Annotated in this window: 13 protein-coding genes and 2 pseudogenes; 5 read left to right on the forward strand and 10 right to left on the reverse strand. The window is 45.2% G+C overall.

Going from position 1 to position 16,181, the window contains the following annotated elements; all coding sequences use genetic code 11:
• Positions 1-105: 105 nt before the first annotated feature.
• Positions 106-207 (forward strand): annotated as a pseudogene (locus tag ACHZC4_RS06735) (IS3 family transposase); the annotation flags it as partial.
• A 152-nt stretch (positions 208-359) separates the two neighbouring features.
• Here ACHZC4_RS06735 and ACHZC4_RS06740 read toward each other — a convergent pair.
• The 6 genes from ACHZC4_RS06740 to ACHZC4_RS06765 all read right to left on the reverse strand — a co-directional run bounded on the left by ACHZC4_RS06740 (position 360) and on the right by ACHZC4_RS06765 (position 6,998).
• Entirely contained in the window at positions 360-527 is a 168-nt protein-coding gene (locus ACHZC4_RS06740) for a transposase (protein ID WP_394753064.1), read from the reverse strand.
• Between the two features lie 170 nt (positions 528-697).
• A complete protein-coding gene (locus tag ACHZC4_RS06745; RefSeq protein ID WP_394753065.1) occupies positions 698-2,407 on the reverse strand; it encodes a di-heme-cytochrome C peroxidase in 1,710 nt (569 codons plus the stop codon).
• 381 nt (positions 2,408-2,788) lie between these two features.
• Complete coding sequence (locus ACHZC4_RS06750) at positions 2,789-3,139, reverse strand: hypothetical protein (RefSeq protein WP_394753066.1); 351 nt, start codon at positions 3,137-3,139, stop codon at positions 2,789-2,791.
• Between the two features lie 30 nt (positions 3,140-3,169).
• Positions 3,170-4,501, reverse strand: coding sequence for a serine/threonine protein kinase (locus ACHZC4_RS06755; RefSeq protein ID WP_394753067.1), 1,332 nt, complete (start codon positions 4,499-4,501; stop codon positions 3,170-3,172).
• 18 nt (positions 4,502-4,519) lie between these two features.
• A complete protein-coding gene (locus ACHZC4_RS06760; RefSeq protein ID WP_394753068.1) occupies positions 4,520-5,377 on the reverse strand; it encodes a Stp1/IreP family PP2C-type Ser/Thr phosphatase in 858 nt (285 codons plus the stop codon).
• A gap of 22 nt (positions 5,378-5,399) precedes the next feature.
• Positions 5,400-6,998: a trypsin-like peptidase domain-containing protein gene (locus ACHZC4_RS06765; protein ID WP_394753069.1), complete on the reverse strand. Its 1,599-nt coding sequence runs from the start codon at positions 6,996-6,998 to the stop codon at positions 5,400-5,402.
• A gap of 514 nt (positions 6,999-7,512) precedes the next feature.
• Here ACHZC4_RS06765 and ACHZC4_RS06770 point away from each other — a divergent pair.
• The 4 genes and pseudogenes from ACHZC4_RS06770 (at position 7,513) to lplT (ending at position 10,649) form a co-directional block, all read left to right on the forward strand.
• Positions 7,513-7,752 (forward strand): hypothetical protein, encoded by a 240-nt coding sequence (locus tag ACHZC4_RS06770; RefSeq protein ID WP_394753070.1) that lies wholly within the window; start codon positions 7,513-7,515, stop codon positions 7,750-7,752.
• Between the two features lie 38 nt (positions 7,753-7,790).
• Positions 7,791-8,202 (forward strand): annotated as a pseudogene (locus ACHZC4_RS06775) (ISNCY family transposase); the annotation flags it as partial.
• A gap of 353 nt (positions 8,203-8,555) precedes the next feature.
• Positions 8,556-9,362, forward strand: a complete 807-nt coding sequence (locus tag ACHZC4_RS06780) for a UDP-2,3-diacylglucosamine diphosphatase (RefSeq protein WP_394753071.1) — start codon at positions 8,556-8,558, stop codon at positions 9,360-9,362.
• A gap of 48 nt (positions 9,363-9,410) precedes the next feature.
• The gene (gene lplT, locus ACHZC4_RS06785; protein WP_394753072.1) at positions 9,411-10,649 is read left to right on the forward strand and encodes a lysophospholipid transporter LplT; all 1,239 of its coding nucleotides are present in this window, start codon (positions 9,411-9,413) and stop codon (positions 10,647-10,649) included.
• 157 nt (positions 10,650-10,806) lie between these two features.
• Here lplT and ACHZC4_RS06790 read toward each other — a convergent pair whose 3' ends face one another.
• From ACHZC4_RS06790 to ACHZC4_RS06805, 4 genes are all read right to left on the reverse strand, one after another.
• The gene (locus ACHZC4_RS06790) at positions 10,807-11,262 is read right to left on the reverse strand and encodes a hypothetical protein (protein ID WP_394753073.1); all 456 of its coding nucleotides are present in this window, start codon (positions 11,260-11,262) and stop codon (positions 10,807-10,809) included.
• A 206-nt stretch (positions 11,263-11,468) separates the two neighbouring features.
• Entirely contained in the window at positions 11,469-12,068 is a 600-nt protein-coding gene (locus ACHZC4_RS06795) for a hypothetical protein (RefSeq protein WP_394753074.1), read from the reverse strand.
• Positions 12,069-12,447: 379 nt separating this feature from the next.
• A complete protein-coding gene (locus ACHZC4_RS06800) occupies positions 12,448-14,343 on the reverse strand; it encodes a pyruvate kinase (protein ID WP_394753075.1) in 1,896 nt (631 codons plus the stop codon).
• Between the two features lie 196 nt (positions 14,344-14,539).
• Positions 14,540-16,181: alkaline phosphatase family protein (locus ACHZC4_RS06805; RefSeq protein WP_394753076.1), on the reverse strand; the 1,642-nt coding region annotated here is incomplete at its 5' end.

Here is a 16,181-nt window from a genome sequence, read left to right on the forward strand (position 1 = left end):
GCCATCGTGTGCTATAAGTTCTGCTTTCATTCGGTCATGGGGCTGGAATATTTCAGGACAGTATAGCCGATATACACATCAGTTTAAATCAGCACCCAACAGGATATATTCGAATACATTGAAGTCTTTTACAACCGGGGGCGCTTGCATTCCACCAATAATTATTTGTCGCCAATCGATTATGAAAGGCAGTTTAAAGCGGCTTAACTTTGTGTCCGGAAAAGTGTTGACACATCACCGCTGCCTTTTCTAGTGCTCCGTGTGGGTATTAATAGGTCACGCTCCTCTAGTAAACGGGCACAACTTTCTTCAACCGTTTTAACTCTTCATATGAATGATCGTCGGTACGCACAGATTTGTTAGTCTCCAGTGGGCGCGTATATTTGCCAATCCAAGGGTTGTAGGGTATTTTCATTGATACCTAAATCTCTCGCTGTCTGCGCAACCGGTTTATCGGATTCAGCAGCAACCTTTACGGCTGACTCCCTGAATTCAGCGGTATAGTTTTTGGGTTTTTCTTGGGTCATATCGAGATACTCCTCTTTTCAAATATTTTAAAGGGTGTGTCCGGTTTAGTATAGCCACATCACTGAATAAGGGAGTGTCAAAGGCATACAGTGGAGTGAAAGTTGTGATCAAACCTGTAATTATCCTAAAAATATGCCCCTCTTATAATTTTAAAATGGCCAAAGTCGGGTTAAAGTGTCTTCAAGAATTCCAGCAGATCTAGCCGTTGCTGTGCACTAAGTTCTGTACCATAGGTATGACCGGAATTTAGGTTACCTGAAAGCTTGGTGTCAAAGCGGAAGGCTTTTTTACCCCACCCGGACTTGAAACCGACTTTGCGTGGATCGAACTCGCGGTTACCGACATAAAATACTGTGCTGCGTTTATGGGGAGGCAAGAGTAGTTCATAAAGACTAGGTACCGAACCGTTATGTAAATAGGGGGCGGTAGCCCAAATGCCATCCAAATGCCGGGCGCGGTAAGCAAGTAAGTTTGGAGGCATATATGAAGAGCCGTCTGCCTTGATGCGGTAGCCAATCAGCTCTGCGCTTTCAAGTCCTGTAAAAGGAGGTTGCGCCTGCATGATGCTATTTTGTACGGCACTACCCACCAAAATCGACAGCATCACCGGTGCCGGTACTGTACCGCCGGGGCTGATAAATTGCGGGGGTATGAGCGGTAATGCAGCCCCCGGGTTTACGGTGCGCAAAGCAAAGTTTTTTGCAGTTAAAGGATCGGTGCCTATATCGCCCAATGGTGTCATATGGGTTTTTACAAAGGTGGCTCCAAACTTGTTTTCTGCCGCTGGTGTAGATGGATAATGACCGGTATTGTCCGGTAGCGCGTGGCAATGGGCACAGCTTTCCTCACCATTGCGTCCTTGCCGATAGAGCACTTCGCCCCGGGCTGCACTGTATTGGTCAACAGCGCCAAACAGGGCTTTTGGCCACTGCGGTTTGCCAAGCTTGACCACCAGCCTTTCCAGCTCAAATAATTCCCGTGCCCGTGCTGTGGTCTCGCCTGGTTTTTGCGACATTACTCCCAGTTTAACCAGGTTTTCGCAGGACGTGGTAGTCAAGTTGACGCAGCCAAAGGCACCCAGCACTTCACCCACGTTACGCCCGAATGGATTGGAGGCCGAGCCGGTCCATTGCACAAAATCGTGCTGAGGCGTTCCCCACAAGAAAGGGTAATTTACCGGAGCGCTGGGTACCCGAACATTGTCCTTTGTCTGGCCAAGGTCCGGACCGAATACTTCGTTCATAATTACACCAAACGCATCAACCCGGCCTGCACCAAACGCATGGCTGGGCTTGCCTCGTTCTGCAAAGCCCTTGAGCCAGCTGGTATGATCGGATACCTGTTGCCGCAGAGCCGCCTGTTCAGTTTTGGCAGACTCTTTTCCGGTCACTTTGCGGGCAAAGCGGTCAAAGCGGTCTTTACTGTTTAATGTCGATTCCAGCGCGGCGATCAGACCGTTGTTAAAGGCTCTGAAATCAGCTAGCGTTGGTGCGCCGTCAATGCGAACATTTTGACCGTTATGACTAATAGTGTTGGTATGGCAAGCAGCACAGGTATAGCCTACCCAGGGCTCGCCGTTTTTCACTGGCTCTTTGGCAAACCCGACCGGTAGCCCGTCCGGATTGGCAGAGGAATAAGGCTCATCAACCAGATAGCCGTAACGATCGATGTTGTGCTTATCTTTAAAAAGCCAGCGGTCGTTCGCTGCCTCCAAGGCAATAAACCAGGCATAGGGAATCAGGTAGGAACCTTGCGGCGTATAATAAAAGCGTTCACGTTCCGCCGGGCTCCATTTTTGATCCAGAAAACGTAAAGGGTGGGTGTAACGGTAATTATGGTCAGATGCATAGCTACCACCGTAAACTGTCGTAACGCTCATAAGTCCCAGAATACTCAGGACTAGTCTTTTAGATATCATTGTAATTACTCCATAATAGCAGGCCTTAACGCCATTGGTATCTTTTAAGGGAAGCTTCATGTGTTGAATAGGATAATGACTCTGAGGTAACGTACCCCAATAAAAACGATTGCTTTAGCCTTGCATTTGGTTCCCAGGAAAGCAGACTTAATCATTGTAATTCAACATTTTGCTACTTTATCTGGATTTTAAAAACAGGCAAGCAGTGGAAAAATTCTACCGCTACAGATCATGAATGCAAGGTAATTTTTCACATACCAACCAGTTTTTTTATAAACTCAGGGACGGGGGACGCTGGGGCTGAAACAGATTTTCTATAAGGACGTATAACTCGGCTAATGTTTACAGCGAGTTTTTTTTGGGAAAAATAATTAAATAACCGTTATGTAACCGAATGTCCCTGTCATAAATTATGCCCAGTTTATTCATCTCGCTCATAACCTCCTGCGTTGAGCTTTCAGGGCAGATAACATGAATAGCGCCGCCTTCTTTATCGGCTTGCGCTTTAGCCGTAATTAGCTCTTGCCGTGCTTGTGGAGACAATCGGTTTTTAGAGAGCATTTTTTCTTCGGACACAACAACAACATAAGCTACCGGCCCGTAGATTCCGGGTCGTTTAGGTGATTGGGCCGTATTGGTAGCGCAGCCGGTACTAAGGGCGTTTAGGATTAACATGATAACTACTTTATTCATAAGGCATGCCCGGTTTTGTATTATTGGATATTAATAAGCATCGTGAACCCCTCTTACAATACCTAGTTCGCCAGAATTTTTAGAAGGGTAAATAACTTTACGTGGATGCTTAATTAATTTCCCTGTTTTATTACACGCAGGCTCATGGCATTTTGGTCGTGCAGATTTAGCCTCAGGCAGTTTAGCATGCTTTATTATTTTCACAGTATCACTGGGGGCTTTCTTCGGAAGCGCTGCTACTGGTTTGTGCATTAAGCTGCGCGTTTTATGGGGCTGGACAGGAACAAGCTCCGGCTGGCCTTCTTGCCTGGGTTGAAAGTTTTTATTTACTGGTAGTTCGGTATAGGTTGTCTCTAGCGGATTCTCAACAGCGCCGGCCATTAAGGCAGTAGGGGAATTTTGGTGGTTGTCTAGTGTTTTTGCAACCGAGGGTATGGCTGTATTATTGAGCACAGTTGCCCCGCCGATGAGCGTTAACAACCCTAACAACACAACCGCAGGGTAATCAAAAAAAAATTTCTTAATACGATAAAACCCTTTATCAGAGGATAAGGACATCCCCTGTTTTTGCAAGGCAGCACTGAATTCATCTGCATTGGCAAAGCGTTTTTCAGGTTGTTTTTCTAAAGCCTTCAGTACAAGATTGGCAATTTTTAACGGAATATCATCGGAAAGAATACGCGGTGATTTTGGCTTTTCATTGATATGCGCCTGATGCAAGGCATAGTCACTTTCTTTTATAAAAGGCAGATGTCCGGTTAACATCTGGTATAACACCACCCCCACTGAATAAATATCCGAGCGCACGTCTATGTTTCCCACCTTGATTTGCTCTGGTGACATATAGTCCGACGTGCCGATGGCATAGCGGGTCTTAGAGGATGGAGTAGCGGTATCGAGTATTCTGGCAATGCCAAAATCCAGAATTTTTACTGTATTTTTTTCGGTAATAATTAAATTAGCAGGCTTAATATCCCTATGAATGATATTAAACTCATGAGCATGTTTTAAACCTTCTAAAATGTCCAGCGTATACTGCAGGGCCATTGCTACAGGCAACGCACCTTCTCTATTGAGAACAGCCGTTAGTGTTTCCCCTTTGACAAACTCCATGACAATATACATATTGTCTTTTAAGCGGCCAAATTTGTACACCGTGGCAATATTGGTGTGGTTCATTTTAGCCAGTGCAATGGCCTCTTGCTTAAAGCGTTGCACTCGCTCCTCATTGGCATGGGATTCTGGTTTTAAAAACTTGATTGCGACTTCACGTTGCAACTCCTCTTCAAATGCCTGATAGACATCTCCCATGCCACCTTCGCCAATTTTGGCAACAATTTTATAATGATCGATATAATCCATAAGGTTCTGTTTACTTATCTAAACTCGCGTGATCGGACCATCATTAATAGTCGGTCGATTAGGCGTGATTTTAACCACAATCACGGAAATATTGTCATAACCCCCACGATTATTGGCTAATTCAACCAGATACTGACAGGCTTCCTGAGCAGGATAGTGGTTAAGTACAGAGTTCATTTCATCATTAGAAACCAGCTCATATAAGCCATCCGAGCACAGCAAAAAACTATCGCTCAGCTCAATGGGTATAGGTTTATAGCAAATCTCGATATTTTCATCGATTTTGGTCCCAATCGCACGGGTTAGGAGATGCCGGTCAGGATGATGGCTGGCAAGCTCGGCTGGCACTAAACCTGTTTCTACCATATAAGCTATCCGGGTGTGGTCGCGCGATAACTGGATACAGTCGCCATTTCTAAACCAGTACAGGCGGCTGTCTCCGGTATTGGCATAATAAGCCAGGCCATTAACGACCACCAGCACTACCAATGTCGTCCCCATACCACTTAATTCAGGTGTGTTGAGCGATAATTGATAAATAGCCGTATTCGCGGTTTTAAAACTGGCCTGCAAGGTTTCAATCAAATCCTGGCTGCCATCCGGTGCTGGAAAACTTTTTTGCACGGTATGTACGGCAATTTGGCTAGCTACCTCGCCGCCTTGATGCCCGCCCATACCATCTGCAAGCACCACTAAAAAATTGCGTTTATCCGAAAAGCGCAGACAACCGATGCTATCCTGATTATCGACGCGCTCCAGCCCCACATCCGAAAAAAGACCTATTTCAGGAAAATAGTGAGTTAGAATGGCACTCGAAGCCAAAGCTCTGCCGTGAGGGGGTTTGGTTTTAAACCAGCCGTTAAAGAATTTCTTCATGGTGAATTTAATAAAGCCCTACTTACTTCAGTAAATCCTGAGCATATTTAATCGGTATGGCAAAAGGCATTAACGCACCGGCATTATCAACTTTTTTAGTCGTAAAGATACCAATAATTCGTCCTTTATCATTAAACACCGGCCCGCCGTTATTGCCCATCCCTACCGCATTAAGCGTTAACTGGTAAGTTTGCCTCATTTCGCTTTCTCCATCATTGGCATCCGATTTTGTTGTTGCCGCCCGAATCCTTCCTATTTGCCCTGGCGTAACTGTCACCTCAGGAATTGTTGACCATTCACTACCTTCATTTTTTCTCATATCAATCTGGGCAATATCAGGATAACCCATGACAGTGATTGCATCACCTGCAGCCACTGGATCATTCGTAGCAATTTCAAGCGCCAGCAGTTTTTTGGTAGAATCGATTTTAATCAAGGCAGCTTCCGTATTGCTGGATGTTGCTCCCAAATGAGCCGGAATCCTAGTATTTGTGCTAGGAAACACAACATTCAAATAGTCATACTTACCTCCAAAAACGTTGTTTTGCAAAGATTTTTTACCAAATGTCTTCGATTGCGCAGGTATCCAGTTTTTTAATAACGCCACATAGTCATTAGTGGGATCATTTGGTAATGATACTTGTTTAGGGTGTGAGCATTCAGGATTATTACAAACTATCAAGATGCCAGGTAGCGGCAAATCCACACTTTGGCTAGTTTTCCAGGGCATAACCACATGACGGTTGGTGAGTATGTGGCCATCTTCATGCACTGCAAAACCTGAGCCTGAACCCGTTCCACCTATAGGTCTGCCACTTTCAAAATCTAAAAAAGGCTGTACAGAGCCATCACTATAAATATACATGGGCAGCTTTTCATTATTACATTTAGCTTTTTCGTCCAAACACCCCATTTTTTGAAAAACTTGTTTTCCCATGGGGCTGTACATCAATTTCCAGCTCATTTCTATCAGTACGGTAGAGCCGGAAAATGCTTTGTGGATAGCCCTAGGCGTTTTAGGTAAAGAAAAATAAATACCTAAAGCTAATACCGAACTGATAATAGCTGCTGCAATATTGATTATTTTTTTGCTAGTGCTGTGCTTAATGCCTTTTTCAGTTTTAATTACGGGAGCCAGAACGCCATGGTTTTCAGCTGAGCTGGATGCCGGCATTTGTTCCGGATAATTTTTGTGTAAGCCCTGGTCTTTACTAGCCGCTGCTGTTGAAATCTCTGAAGCGGGTGCATTGAAAATTTTGGTTTTCGGTGTAGGCCGGGGATCAACATCAAAAATAAAACTAACGCCTCTTTCTCCGCCTAATTGAATGGTGTCATTGGCTTCCAAGGGCTTACCGACCAACTGAACGGCATTTTTGCTGCCGATTAATACTCCATTTAAAAAAGTTCCATTGCTGCTACAAAGATCGGTTAACAAAAACTGGCTACCCTGGCCGATGGTAATTTTGCAATGTGCTGTGCTTACATAGGCATCTTTATCCGCATCTAACCTGACATCACACTGACTGCCCCGGCCAAACACGATTTGTTCAATAGGCAATTCAAAAACCTGAGTTTGGTTAATTTTTGAGCCAGTTAAATATTTGATAATAATTTTTTTCATTCGCACTATTGCTTCAAATAAGTCATTATAAAATATTAGATTTATTTTTCCTGTACCCGGAAAAAAGCCGTGGTTGGAGCCTTTTATCATATAGCGTATAACTTACTATGATGACCTTAAGTCAAGGTTATTTATTGAAAATAGATAGTAGTAAAAGCATAATAAAATAACAGGCTAGGCGCGTTATGCAACTGTATTGCCCCACCCAGTACAATTTGCGCCGTTATAGTGCAAAACCGTTTTGCGAGCGGACGTGTTATTAAAATGGGTAGCTCAATAGCACAGCATCAACTTTAGCATTATCAACCTGCACAATGCCCATAGCCAGTTATACTTTGAATGATCAGAGTTGCGGAAAATTTTTGGTATAATTTTTAAATTTTTCACCCTCCCCGGATATGCTCAAAATAGCCTTTACAGAAGAAGAAATCGACCAAATTTATCGGGAGTTTATGGAGCAGCCATCTGGCCCGATAAAAAAAAATTACACGTAGCCTATCTAAAGGCATTGGGCTTGTCCCATCAGGAAATTGTCCGCATTGCCAGGGTGAGCGGGGACAGTGTAACGCGATATTTGCAAGAGTATGCCAAAGATGGTTTGGCCGCCCTTTGTACCTCCCATCATTACTGCCCAACCAGTGTATTGCAACCACACACCGAAACTATTAAGGCGCACTTTAAGAATCATCCACCCCATACAGTCGCACAAGCTTCGCATGACATTGAAAAGCTCACCGGTCATAAGTCAAGATAGTTGTCGGCAAACCGGACAAGATGATTGTCGCCGAACACAGCATCGTCAAGGAAACGCAGGTGCTGTTCCCGTCGTTCAAGGCCTGCAGCTTTGACAAGGGCTTCCATAGTCCGGCCAACCAGGCAGGCCTCAATGCTTTGCTCGGCCAGGTGACCTTGCCGAAAAAAGGCAAGTGGTCAGCCAGCGACGAGGCACGCGAGGCCAGCGAACCCTTTGTCGCCGCCCGCAAGGAGCACCCGGCGGTCGAGTCCGGCATCAACGCGCTGGAGGTGCACGGCCTGGACATCTGCCGTGACCGCGGCATCGACGGCTGCAAGCGCTACATCAGCCCTGGCCGTGGTGTCGCGGAACATCCAAAAGATCGGCCAGATCCAGCGCGATGCCGAACGCGAGCGCCTGACCCTTGGGCGGGAACGGATACGACAGCGCCAGCAAAGACCCGCAGCCTAACTTTTTTGACGGTGTTTTTGTCAGCCACGGACAAGCTGCGCCTAAAATTCGCCCCGTTCGCCAATGGGCGGAAACGACGTATTTTTTAGCCACCTGTCACGATGAGCCAGCTATTTTCTGGTTTAGATGTGGCCAAGCTAGCCCCTGAATTTTATGTTTTTGGCTTTCTCGGTCAGGCACTAAATATCCCTCCTTACCTCGCTAATTTATAAAGCGCAGCTTATTGTTGCGTTGTCACATAACCTTCATCTTCATAGACTAGAATCCAGTTATCTTAGTTAAGGCCAGTAATCAACTTTATCATCTTGATGAAAAGGCGATTACATCAATAACTCATTGTCAATTGGGATAGCATGAAGAATACACTTTATCGAACCATCTGGATTTCCGATTTACACCTGGGGTCTACACAATGTCAGGCCGATGTTTTATTGGATTTTTTAAAGTTCAACGACAGCGAAAAGCTGTATTTGGTGGGTGACATTATCGATTTTTGGGCGCTGTCCAAAAAAATGTACTGGCCACGCGACCACAATACCGTCATCCAAAAAGTATTGCGAAAAGCACGGCATGGCACCCAAATTATCTATATTCCGGGCAACCACGATGACAATGTCCGGGAGTACGACAACCATGTGTTTGGTGACATCACTGTTAAAAAAACCGATATTCACACGACGGCTGCCGGCAAGCGATTTCTGGTAGTCCACGGTGATGAATACGATCCCATCGCTTATTATCATCAGTGGATTGCTAAATTAGGCAGCCAAAGTTATGACATTCTGCTCGATATCAACCGCTATTTAAGGTGGCTGCGCCGTGTGTTTGGCATACCGCAATCGCAATTTTCGCTGGCGGCTTACGTTAAATACAAGGTTAAAAATATTGTCCAGTTCATTTCAGATTACGAAGAAAATATTGTCAATACCCTCAGGCATGAAGGCGTGGACGGTGTGATTTGCGGCCACATCCATCATGCCGAAATCAAGGATATTGGTGGGTTTTTATATGTCAATACCGGTGATTTTGTTGAAAGCTGCACAGCTATTGTCGAACATAATAATGGCACACTGGAACTGGTGAAATGGCTTAAAGCCGAACCCGCTGTGAATTTTGATGCCCTAGATGAATCATTGGAAGCCACATTACACGAACAATAACATACGTCTATTTTCTTACTACACGACTAAAATCAGTGGCCTAATCCAATGAATTACGGTTTTTATATCATCCTTGCTGCCCAGTTTTTTTCCTCGCTGGCCGATAACGCCTTGCTGTTTGCTGCCATTGAGCTACTTAAAAACATTGCTGCACCCTCTTGGCAAATACCGGTACTGCAACAGTTTTTTGTGTTTTCATTTATTGTGTTGGCGCCTTTTGTTGGCCCGTATGCGGATTCCATACCCAAGGGCAAGGTGATGTTCATCAGCAACAGTATTAAAATTGTTGGCTGCCTGGCCTTGTTTTTAGGGGTGCATCCCTTGCTGGCTTACGGCTTTGTCGGCACGGGTTCCGCGTTATATTCCCCCGCCAAGTATGGTATTTTGACCGAATATCTGCCTGCTGACCGTCTGGTGTGGGCGAATGGCTGGATGGAAGGTTTGACGGTAGCGGCTATTATTTTTGGCGCCATCATAGGTGGCTTATTGATTGGCCCGTATTTTCAAATTTTTGTTGCTGAACATCTCACAGGACACTGGTGGAGTTTTGGTATTGATTCAGCGCCTCAGTTCGCAATTTTATTCATCCTGATTTTGTATACGGTGGCCGCGCTGATCAATTTATTGATTCCTGTGCTGCCGATTGAAAAGCCCTGGCCTAAGCAGAATATGGCCTTTCTGTGGAATGATTTTTGGCGTGGCTTTAAAGTGTTGTGGCGCGATCCTTTAGGCCAGGTTTCTTTGGCAGTCACTTCCCTGTTTTGGGGTGCTGGCACAACCTTGCGCTTTATTATTCTCATCTGGGCGGCAGCCTCGTTCGATTTTAATTTGCAACAAGCTACGCAGTTAACGGCGGTAGTGGCTATCGGACTTGCAGCAGGTTCTTTTATCGCGGCGAAAAGCGTGGCATTGGAACATGCGGTAAAAGTATTGCCTTTAGGCATAGCCATGGGCGTCGTGGTTATGATGATGGCATGGATAACTGACTGGCAGTTGGCCATACTCTTGTTAATACTGGTGGGTGCGCTGGCAGGTAGTTTTTTAATCCCGATGAATGCCATGTTACAACACAGAGGGCATCTTCTGATGGGTTCTGGACAATCCATTGCTTTGCAGAACTTCAATGAAAACACCAGCATCCTGTTGATGCTGGGGGCTTACGCGCTCATGGTAGAGGCTGATATACCGATAAAAACCATTGTCATTGTGTTTGGGCTATTCATATCATTCACTATGTCCTGGCTAAACTACAAGCATGGCCATGACCAGGATCAGGGGGAAATCTGATCGCGCATCTTGGATAACACGTTCAAGATCGCCAGCAGGATCGAATTCGGTGGCTCCCAATTATCAACACTATTCCGAGTTTTTCTAGTTTATTTGTCCAGAGAAAGCAATCGTATTTTCTGACGGTCATCCCCAGTTTTCATATATAAACGGATTACTAATCGGCAACGCCCGAACCGTCATTTCCTGAAGAACTCAGCCGACTTTTTTTAATTTTTTCGATTCTTTCAACTTGCCCGACAACTTGTTGAAGTTCAAATACGTTTAATGTTGTCAACAGATGTAATCCGGCACGAAGAATTTCCCCTCTTTTAACAGCAATTCCATCTGCCATAAAGGCATTCTTGAGTTCTGTCAGTATTGCGTAATCCTGTTCTGGAAAAGGAAAACTATCGCGGATGATTTTTACTTTGGCGTTTTTTGTGTCTTTCTTATATTTTTTTGCATCGACTTCCACTGTCTCAACGTTTGCTGGCGGCTCAGAGGCTGCACTTGATTTTGATAAAGAGGCTGCTCCTGGCGTTTTCTTACTGACTGCTTTCACTTTTTTAGGTTGCTCAGTGTCTGATGTTTTGGCGGGTGTTTTTTTTGATGGGGGTTTTGTTATAGTCATCGAGATCTTCCTTATTAATTTTAATTGTTGTTATGCATTATTTTTCAAGCACAGCTTGTCGAAACTTATGGCTGCCCATTTAAGACATCCGTTCGCGAGCTTGTCGAAGGGTTAGTTGTTCAGGGTTCGACAAGCTCATCACGAACGGCTTTTTTCAAACTGTCCCGTCTTAAGTGGGGTAGCTAAACTTATTAACAAAAGCTTAATTAACCAAATGATTGCTTAGATGAATAACGTGTTATTTGAATAATGTGGCGGTAAAACGGCAACGATTGCGGCATGATTATCGATTTAGGCCCTGTGCCTACATCGTTCACCATTTGGTAAGCGGAAACCGGCGCATCTTTTTGCAGCTTAGTCGCCAACCTCAGCCGCACAACCCCTTCCTCTGACATACCGCGACCCTGAATCTTGCCATTAAAAAAAACTTCCACTATGGCTCCCGGAATGCATTTGCTAACCCAAAGATGCTGTTCACCTTCGCACAGTTCGGTATCAATTTTTACATAGCCGATATTTGATGCCATTTGAGGTGCTTGCTGTACAGTAACTGCCAAACAATCGGACAGCTCGCTGGTATCATCCCCAATGGTTTGGCTTGCAACTAAAGTGTCCTGGTTATTCAGTGTTACGTTCGGCAACAGGCTAAAGCGTTGATCGCTGTCCGTGGCTATACCGCTTGCTTTTACCTGGTTATCGAAAAGAGAAATAATTGAAACGTGGGTTCCGGCCAATTGTCCTTGCACACGTACTGAAGTGACAAGTGTTGAAATCGGCCCGATGACTTTTAGGGCTGCTAATGGCATTTTAATTCTCCCCGTTAAAAGACTCAGGGGCTTGGTGTTTTTTGAATCTCGGGGGGGGGGGGGGAGGGGGCGAATTACCTGTTTTTTTCCATATTTTATAGACATAGCAACATCTCCTTAAATATTAAAAAAATTAATCAACATCCACCAACATCTGTTGTTCGTGGATGACTTTACACAATACACTGATCTAACAGGGATGTAAACTTAGAACTGCTCAAGTGCGAGGTTACTAGCTAGTTAATTCAATATAATTAGTTTCAGCTGTCTGTGCGCTACGACTGCGTCGCTGGCTCAAAATATTACGTACATGTAAAAGCTACCCAGGAATTGAATGAGGGGATCGGCATCTCACACAGCCGAGCCTATAGACGAGTGCTTACCAATGCAACGCCCGTAGGCGGGAGAATTTTTTCCGTTGATGCTCCTGCATTCTAACCATGACATTAACCAAAGCTTCTATGGCATCGAGAATGTAGGGGCCTTTATTCAGCATGACACATTCCGCCCGAACGGCCATCGCCGCATCGGTAAACTCAGGCCGTGAGCGGACACCTTTTTTGGCGATGGACTCCAGGACTTGAGTCGCCCAGATAACCGGCACATGCGCGGCTTCACATAACCACAGTAATTCTTCCTGAATTTCGGCAAGTCTTGCACTACCCAATTCAACCGCTAAATCACCCCGCGCAATCATGATACCCAGACTATGCCGACCTATGGTGCCGAGAATAATATCAGGCAAATTTTTAACAGCAAGATTGGTTTCTATTTTGGCAATAATGGGGAATTCGGATGCATTGCGTTTTGCCAGCTCCGCTATCAAATATTCCATGTCCGCCAGGGTTTCAATAAAAGAAAAGCCAATCAAATCGGCATGTGTACAGGCAAAATCAAGGTCGGTCAAATCTTTTTCACTCAAGGGCGGCAGACCCAGTTCGGTATCAGGAAAATTGATACCCTTGTCGCTTTGTATGCGCACCCCATTGCTCCTTGTCTGGGTGACTCGCAGTAAAACACCCGCGTCAGAAATTGCCTCGACAACCGCACCGAGCTTGCCGTCATCAATCCACACCTGCTGACCACACTTTAATTTTTTGCTAAATGAAGACAGTGTACAGCCAATTTGCGCGGGTTTTAACAGCGCGCCACTTTCATCATATTCAGCAGGCGAACCGATGACATCATTTTCAGTCAGCAACACGACATCATTCTTGAACAGACGTATTTCCAGCGGCTCACCGGCAAACTTACCCAGCGTAAACTTATCTGCCGTCTCAGTATCCTCTTGCCCCTGTTCAAGCAGCGTTAATTCAGTTTCGGACATCAGATAGCTATTCTGGTTGCAAGTCACCAGCCACTCGGTGGCCGAGAGGGCTTGGTCTACTTGTAAGTAGCGCTGTTTGGAACGCGCATCTATAAATCCCAGACGACTTTGGAGGCTCAAGCGTTTGTGCAGGGCTTTAGGAATAGACACGCTAAATAATGGCGGAGCATCTTGCTCGCTTTCTGATTTTTTATTGGTGGGTGCCGTCAAAATTAGTTGCGCAGGGGCAATCGTTTTACCGTAAACATTCTTTTTTACTTTAATGTGATGCACAGGCGATCCCAAAGCAATAGCGCCTGTGCGAATTTTGTGACCAGCCAGATCCATTAAAATACGGCAGATTTTGCCGGTTTCTGTTTCCGCACGGCGAATATTTTTTATCATGTTTCGCCAAATCAAAGCGTCATCATGAGCACAATTGATGCGTGCGCAAGTCATGCCTTTTTCGAGTAAAGCCTGAATAAGCTCATAATTCCAGGCAGCGTCTGTTGCCAGCGTCACCATGACATGAACTTTGCTGTTTTCATGAAACGGGCCGAATAATTCGATACTGTGTTGGTCCAATAATTGTTGGCCTCTGTTGAACCCAGACTCACTGGGATTTTGGTCGCCCGGATGATAGGCCTTATCCGTCGCCCGTTTTAACAGGTCAAGTACTGCCTCCAGTGTTGACATGACCGATGCTTCAGATCGGCCCAACGATGATAATCCGACCTGTGCCAAGCGATCCTGCAAATGCCGTAAATCAAATTGCCTTAGTGCCAGATAATGCGCCAGATTACGTGCTCCTCGGGTGAACACGCCAGAGCGATAATTGTCTTTATATTTCTGTAGCCTGTCTGCTGAATGGGTGTCAATTTCATCACGTAATTCAGAAACTTCTATCAGCAATTGTTTGAGGGTATCGCTATAACTATCTTGACTGTCGGCGAACATTTTTTTGGGCATAAAATTCTCTTGCTATCAACTTGTAGGGCAAACATATTGTCGTCAAGTCTAATTGTGTTAAGGAAAAAAAGCCAAAATATGAAACAACATGCCAATGCAAAAAGGGGAAATCGATTTCTCGGTTTCCCCTAATAAATCATTAAACAAAGCTGTCCCAGATAAGGATACGGTCAATCACCCCCTATCAATGGCAGTTCTATTTATGCCATTTCCTATCAAAATCGAACAAAGTCGTTAAATCGCTGATGGCTGGTTTGTTCTTTGGGATGTAAACATGCTTATGTCCACCATGCACTGGGTTAGGCAGATTGTCGCGGCTACGGTTAGATAAAGGTGCCAAGTGCCAATTTTTCTCAACAAATTTAAGAATGGAGGCATGGTCACTGTAACTGTGATCTATATGACCCTTCTTAGCCCAAGGCGATACCACCACTAAAGGAATACGCGGGCCATCACCAAAAAAGTCGATAGGCTGGATATAACCGGAATCATAGTAGCCGCCACCTTCGTCCATGGTAATGATAATCGCAGTTTTTGCCCATAACTCAGGATTAGCTTTAACTTTGTTCACGATATCCATAATAAACTTCTCGTGATCTGGCAAGGTAGCATTGGCAGGATGACCTGCTTGGCTTTCAAACGGGCGGATAAATGACACGGCGGGTAACGTGGCTTCCGACAGAACATCTTTATCAAAGGCATCCATACCTTGCAAATTTTTCTTCAGGTCGGTTGTCATAATTGAAGAAAAACCAGTGAGCGGGTCGCAAATATTGCAATACTCTTTGGTTAAAGTGTTATCTGGATTACGGCCACCACTGTAATATTTCCAGGAGATATTTTTAGCGGATAAGGCATCAGCAATCGTTGGAATTTGCTGGGGCGGTAAAATGGTTTTCGGGGGTGTCGCGGCAGGGTCAAACGGATTTAGATTGCCTACTGCATCGTAAGCCAAGCCGTAATTGTTGACTAAATAATAAGTATCCGGAGCGCAATTGCCGTCGTTAAAAGTTTTTTTATCATCCAGATAACTGCGGATGGCATCTACACCCGGTTCCTGACGATCCGCACATTCCACATAAGAACCACCCGTATAGCCATCGTGGGTGTAATAGTTATTCCAGCCATCTAAAGGGTTTGGATTTTCTATTTGCGACAGCGGTGGCATGGCGGCCTTGCCATCCTTGGTATAAAAGCCGGCATCCGCGGTCACAATTGCTAAAAAGTTAGCACCTGTGCCGCCCATGATGTACTGGTGATAATTGTCGCTCATCGCGTAGTTTTCAGCCAGATCTTTAAAGACCGGTGCATCGCCGATATTAATATTAAAGAAGCCCATCGCTTCCCCACCCTGGAAAGTATGGCCTGGTACCGGGCCGCCGGGAAAATTGTTGTCACTACCGATGCCCGCTGTTTCAGCCACCCAGGTGACCAAGTCATTTTTCCCTTGATCTGTTTGTTGCCACATCTGGAAAAAACGATGCGGTGGATCACCAAAATAAGACGTGACCGGTGCCAATTCATTGGTCAGCTGGAAAGGGCCATTAGGCAAATTACTAGGGTAACGGTTGTCTGCAACGCCAGGGGTCAGGTTAGTTGCGTAGGTGGTTTGCGGCTGCGGTAAATTTGGGTAAGCCCCAGTTTTGGCAGGGTTGATCGAATAACCATCTTGTTTAGTGGCAATGGCTTGTTGTTGAGCACCCAAGTAAAAATTGGCGCCCGGAGTTCCGTCCATGTTTATAACTGATGTTACGCAGCCCCCAGCAAATAAGCGTATCATTTCCGTATGGAAAAAATAAACACGAGTTATACACGGACTACCTGATATGCAATAGCGG

The organism is Crenothrix sp. (assembly GCF_043729335.1).
Classification (GTDB): domain Bacteria; phylum Pseudomonadota; class Gammaproteobacteria; order Methylococcales; family Methylomonadaceae; genus Crenothrix.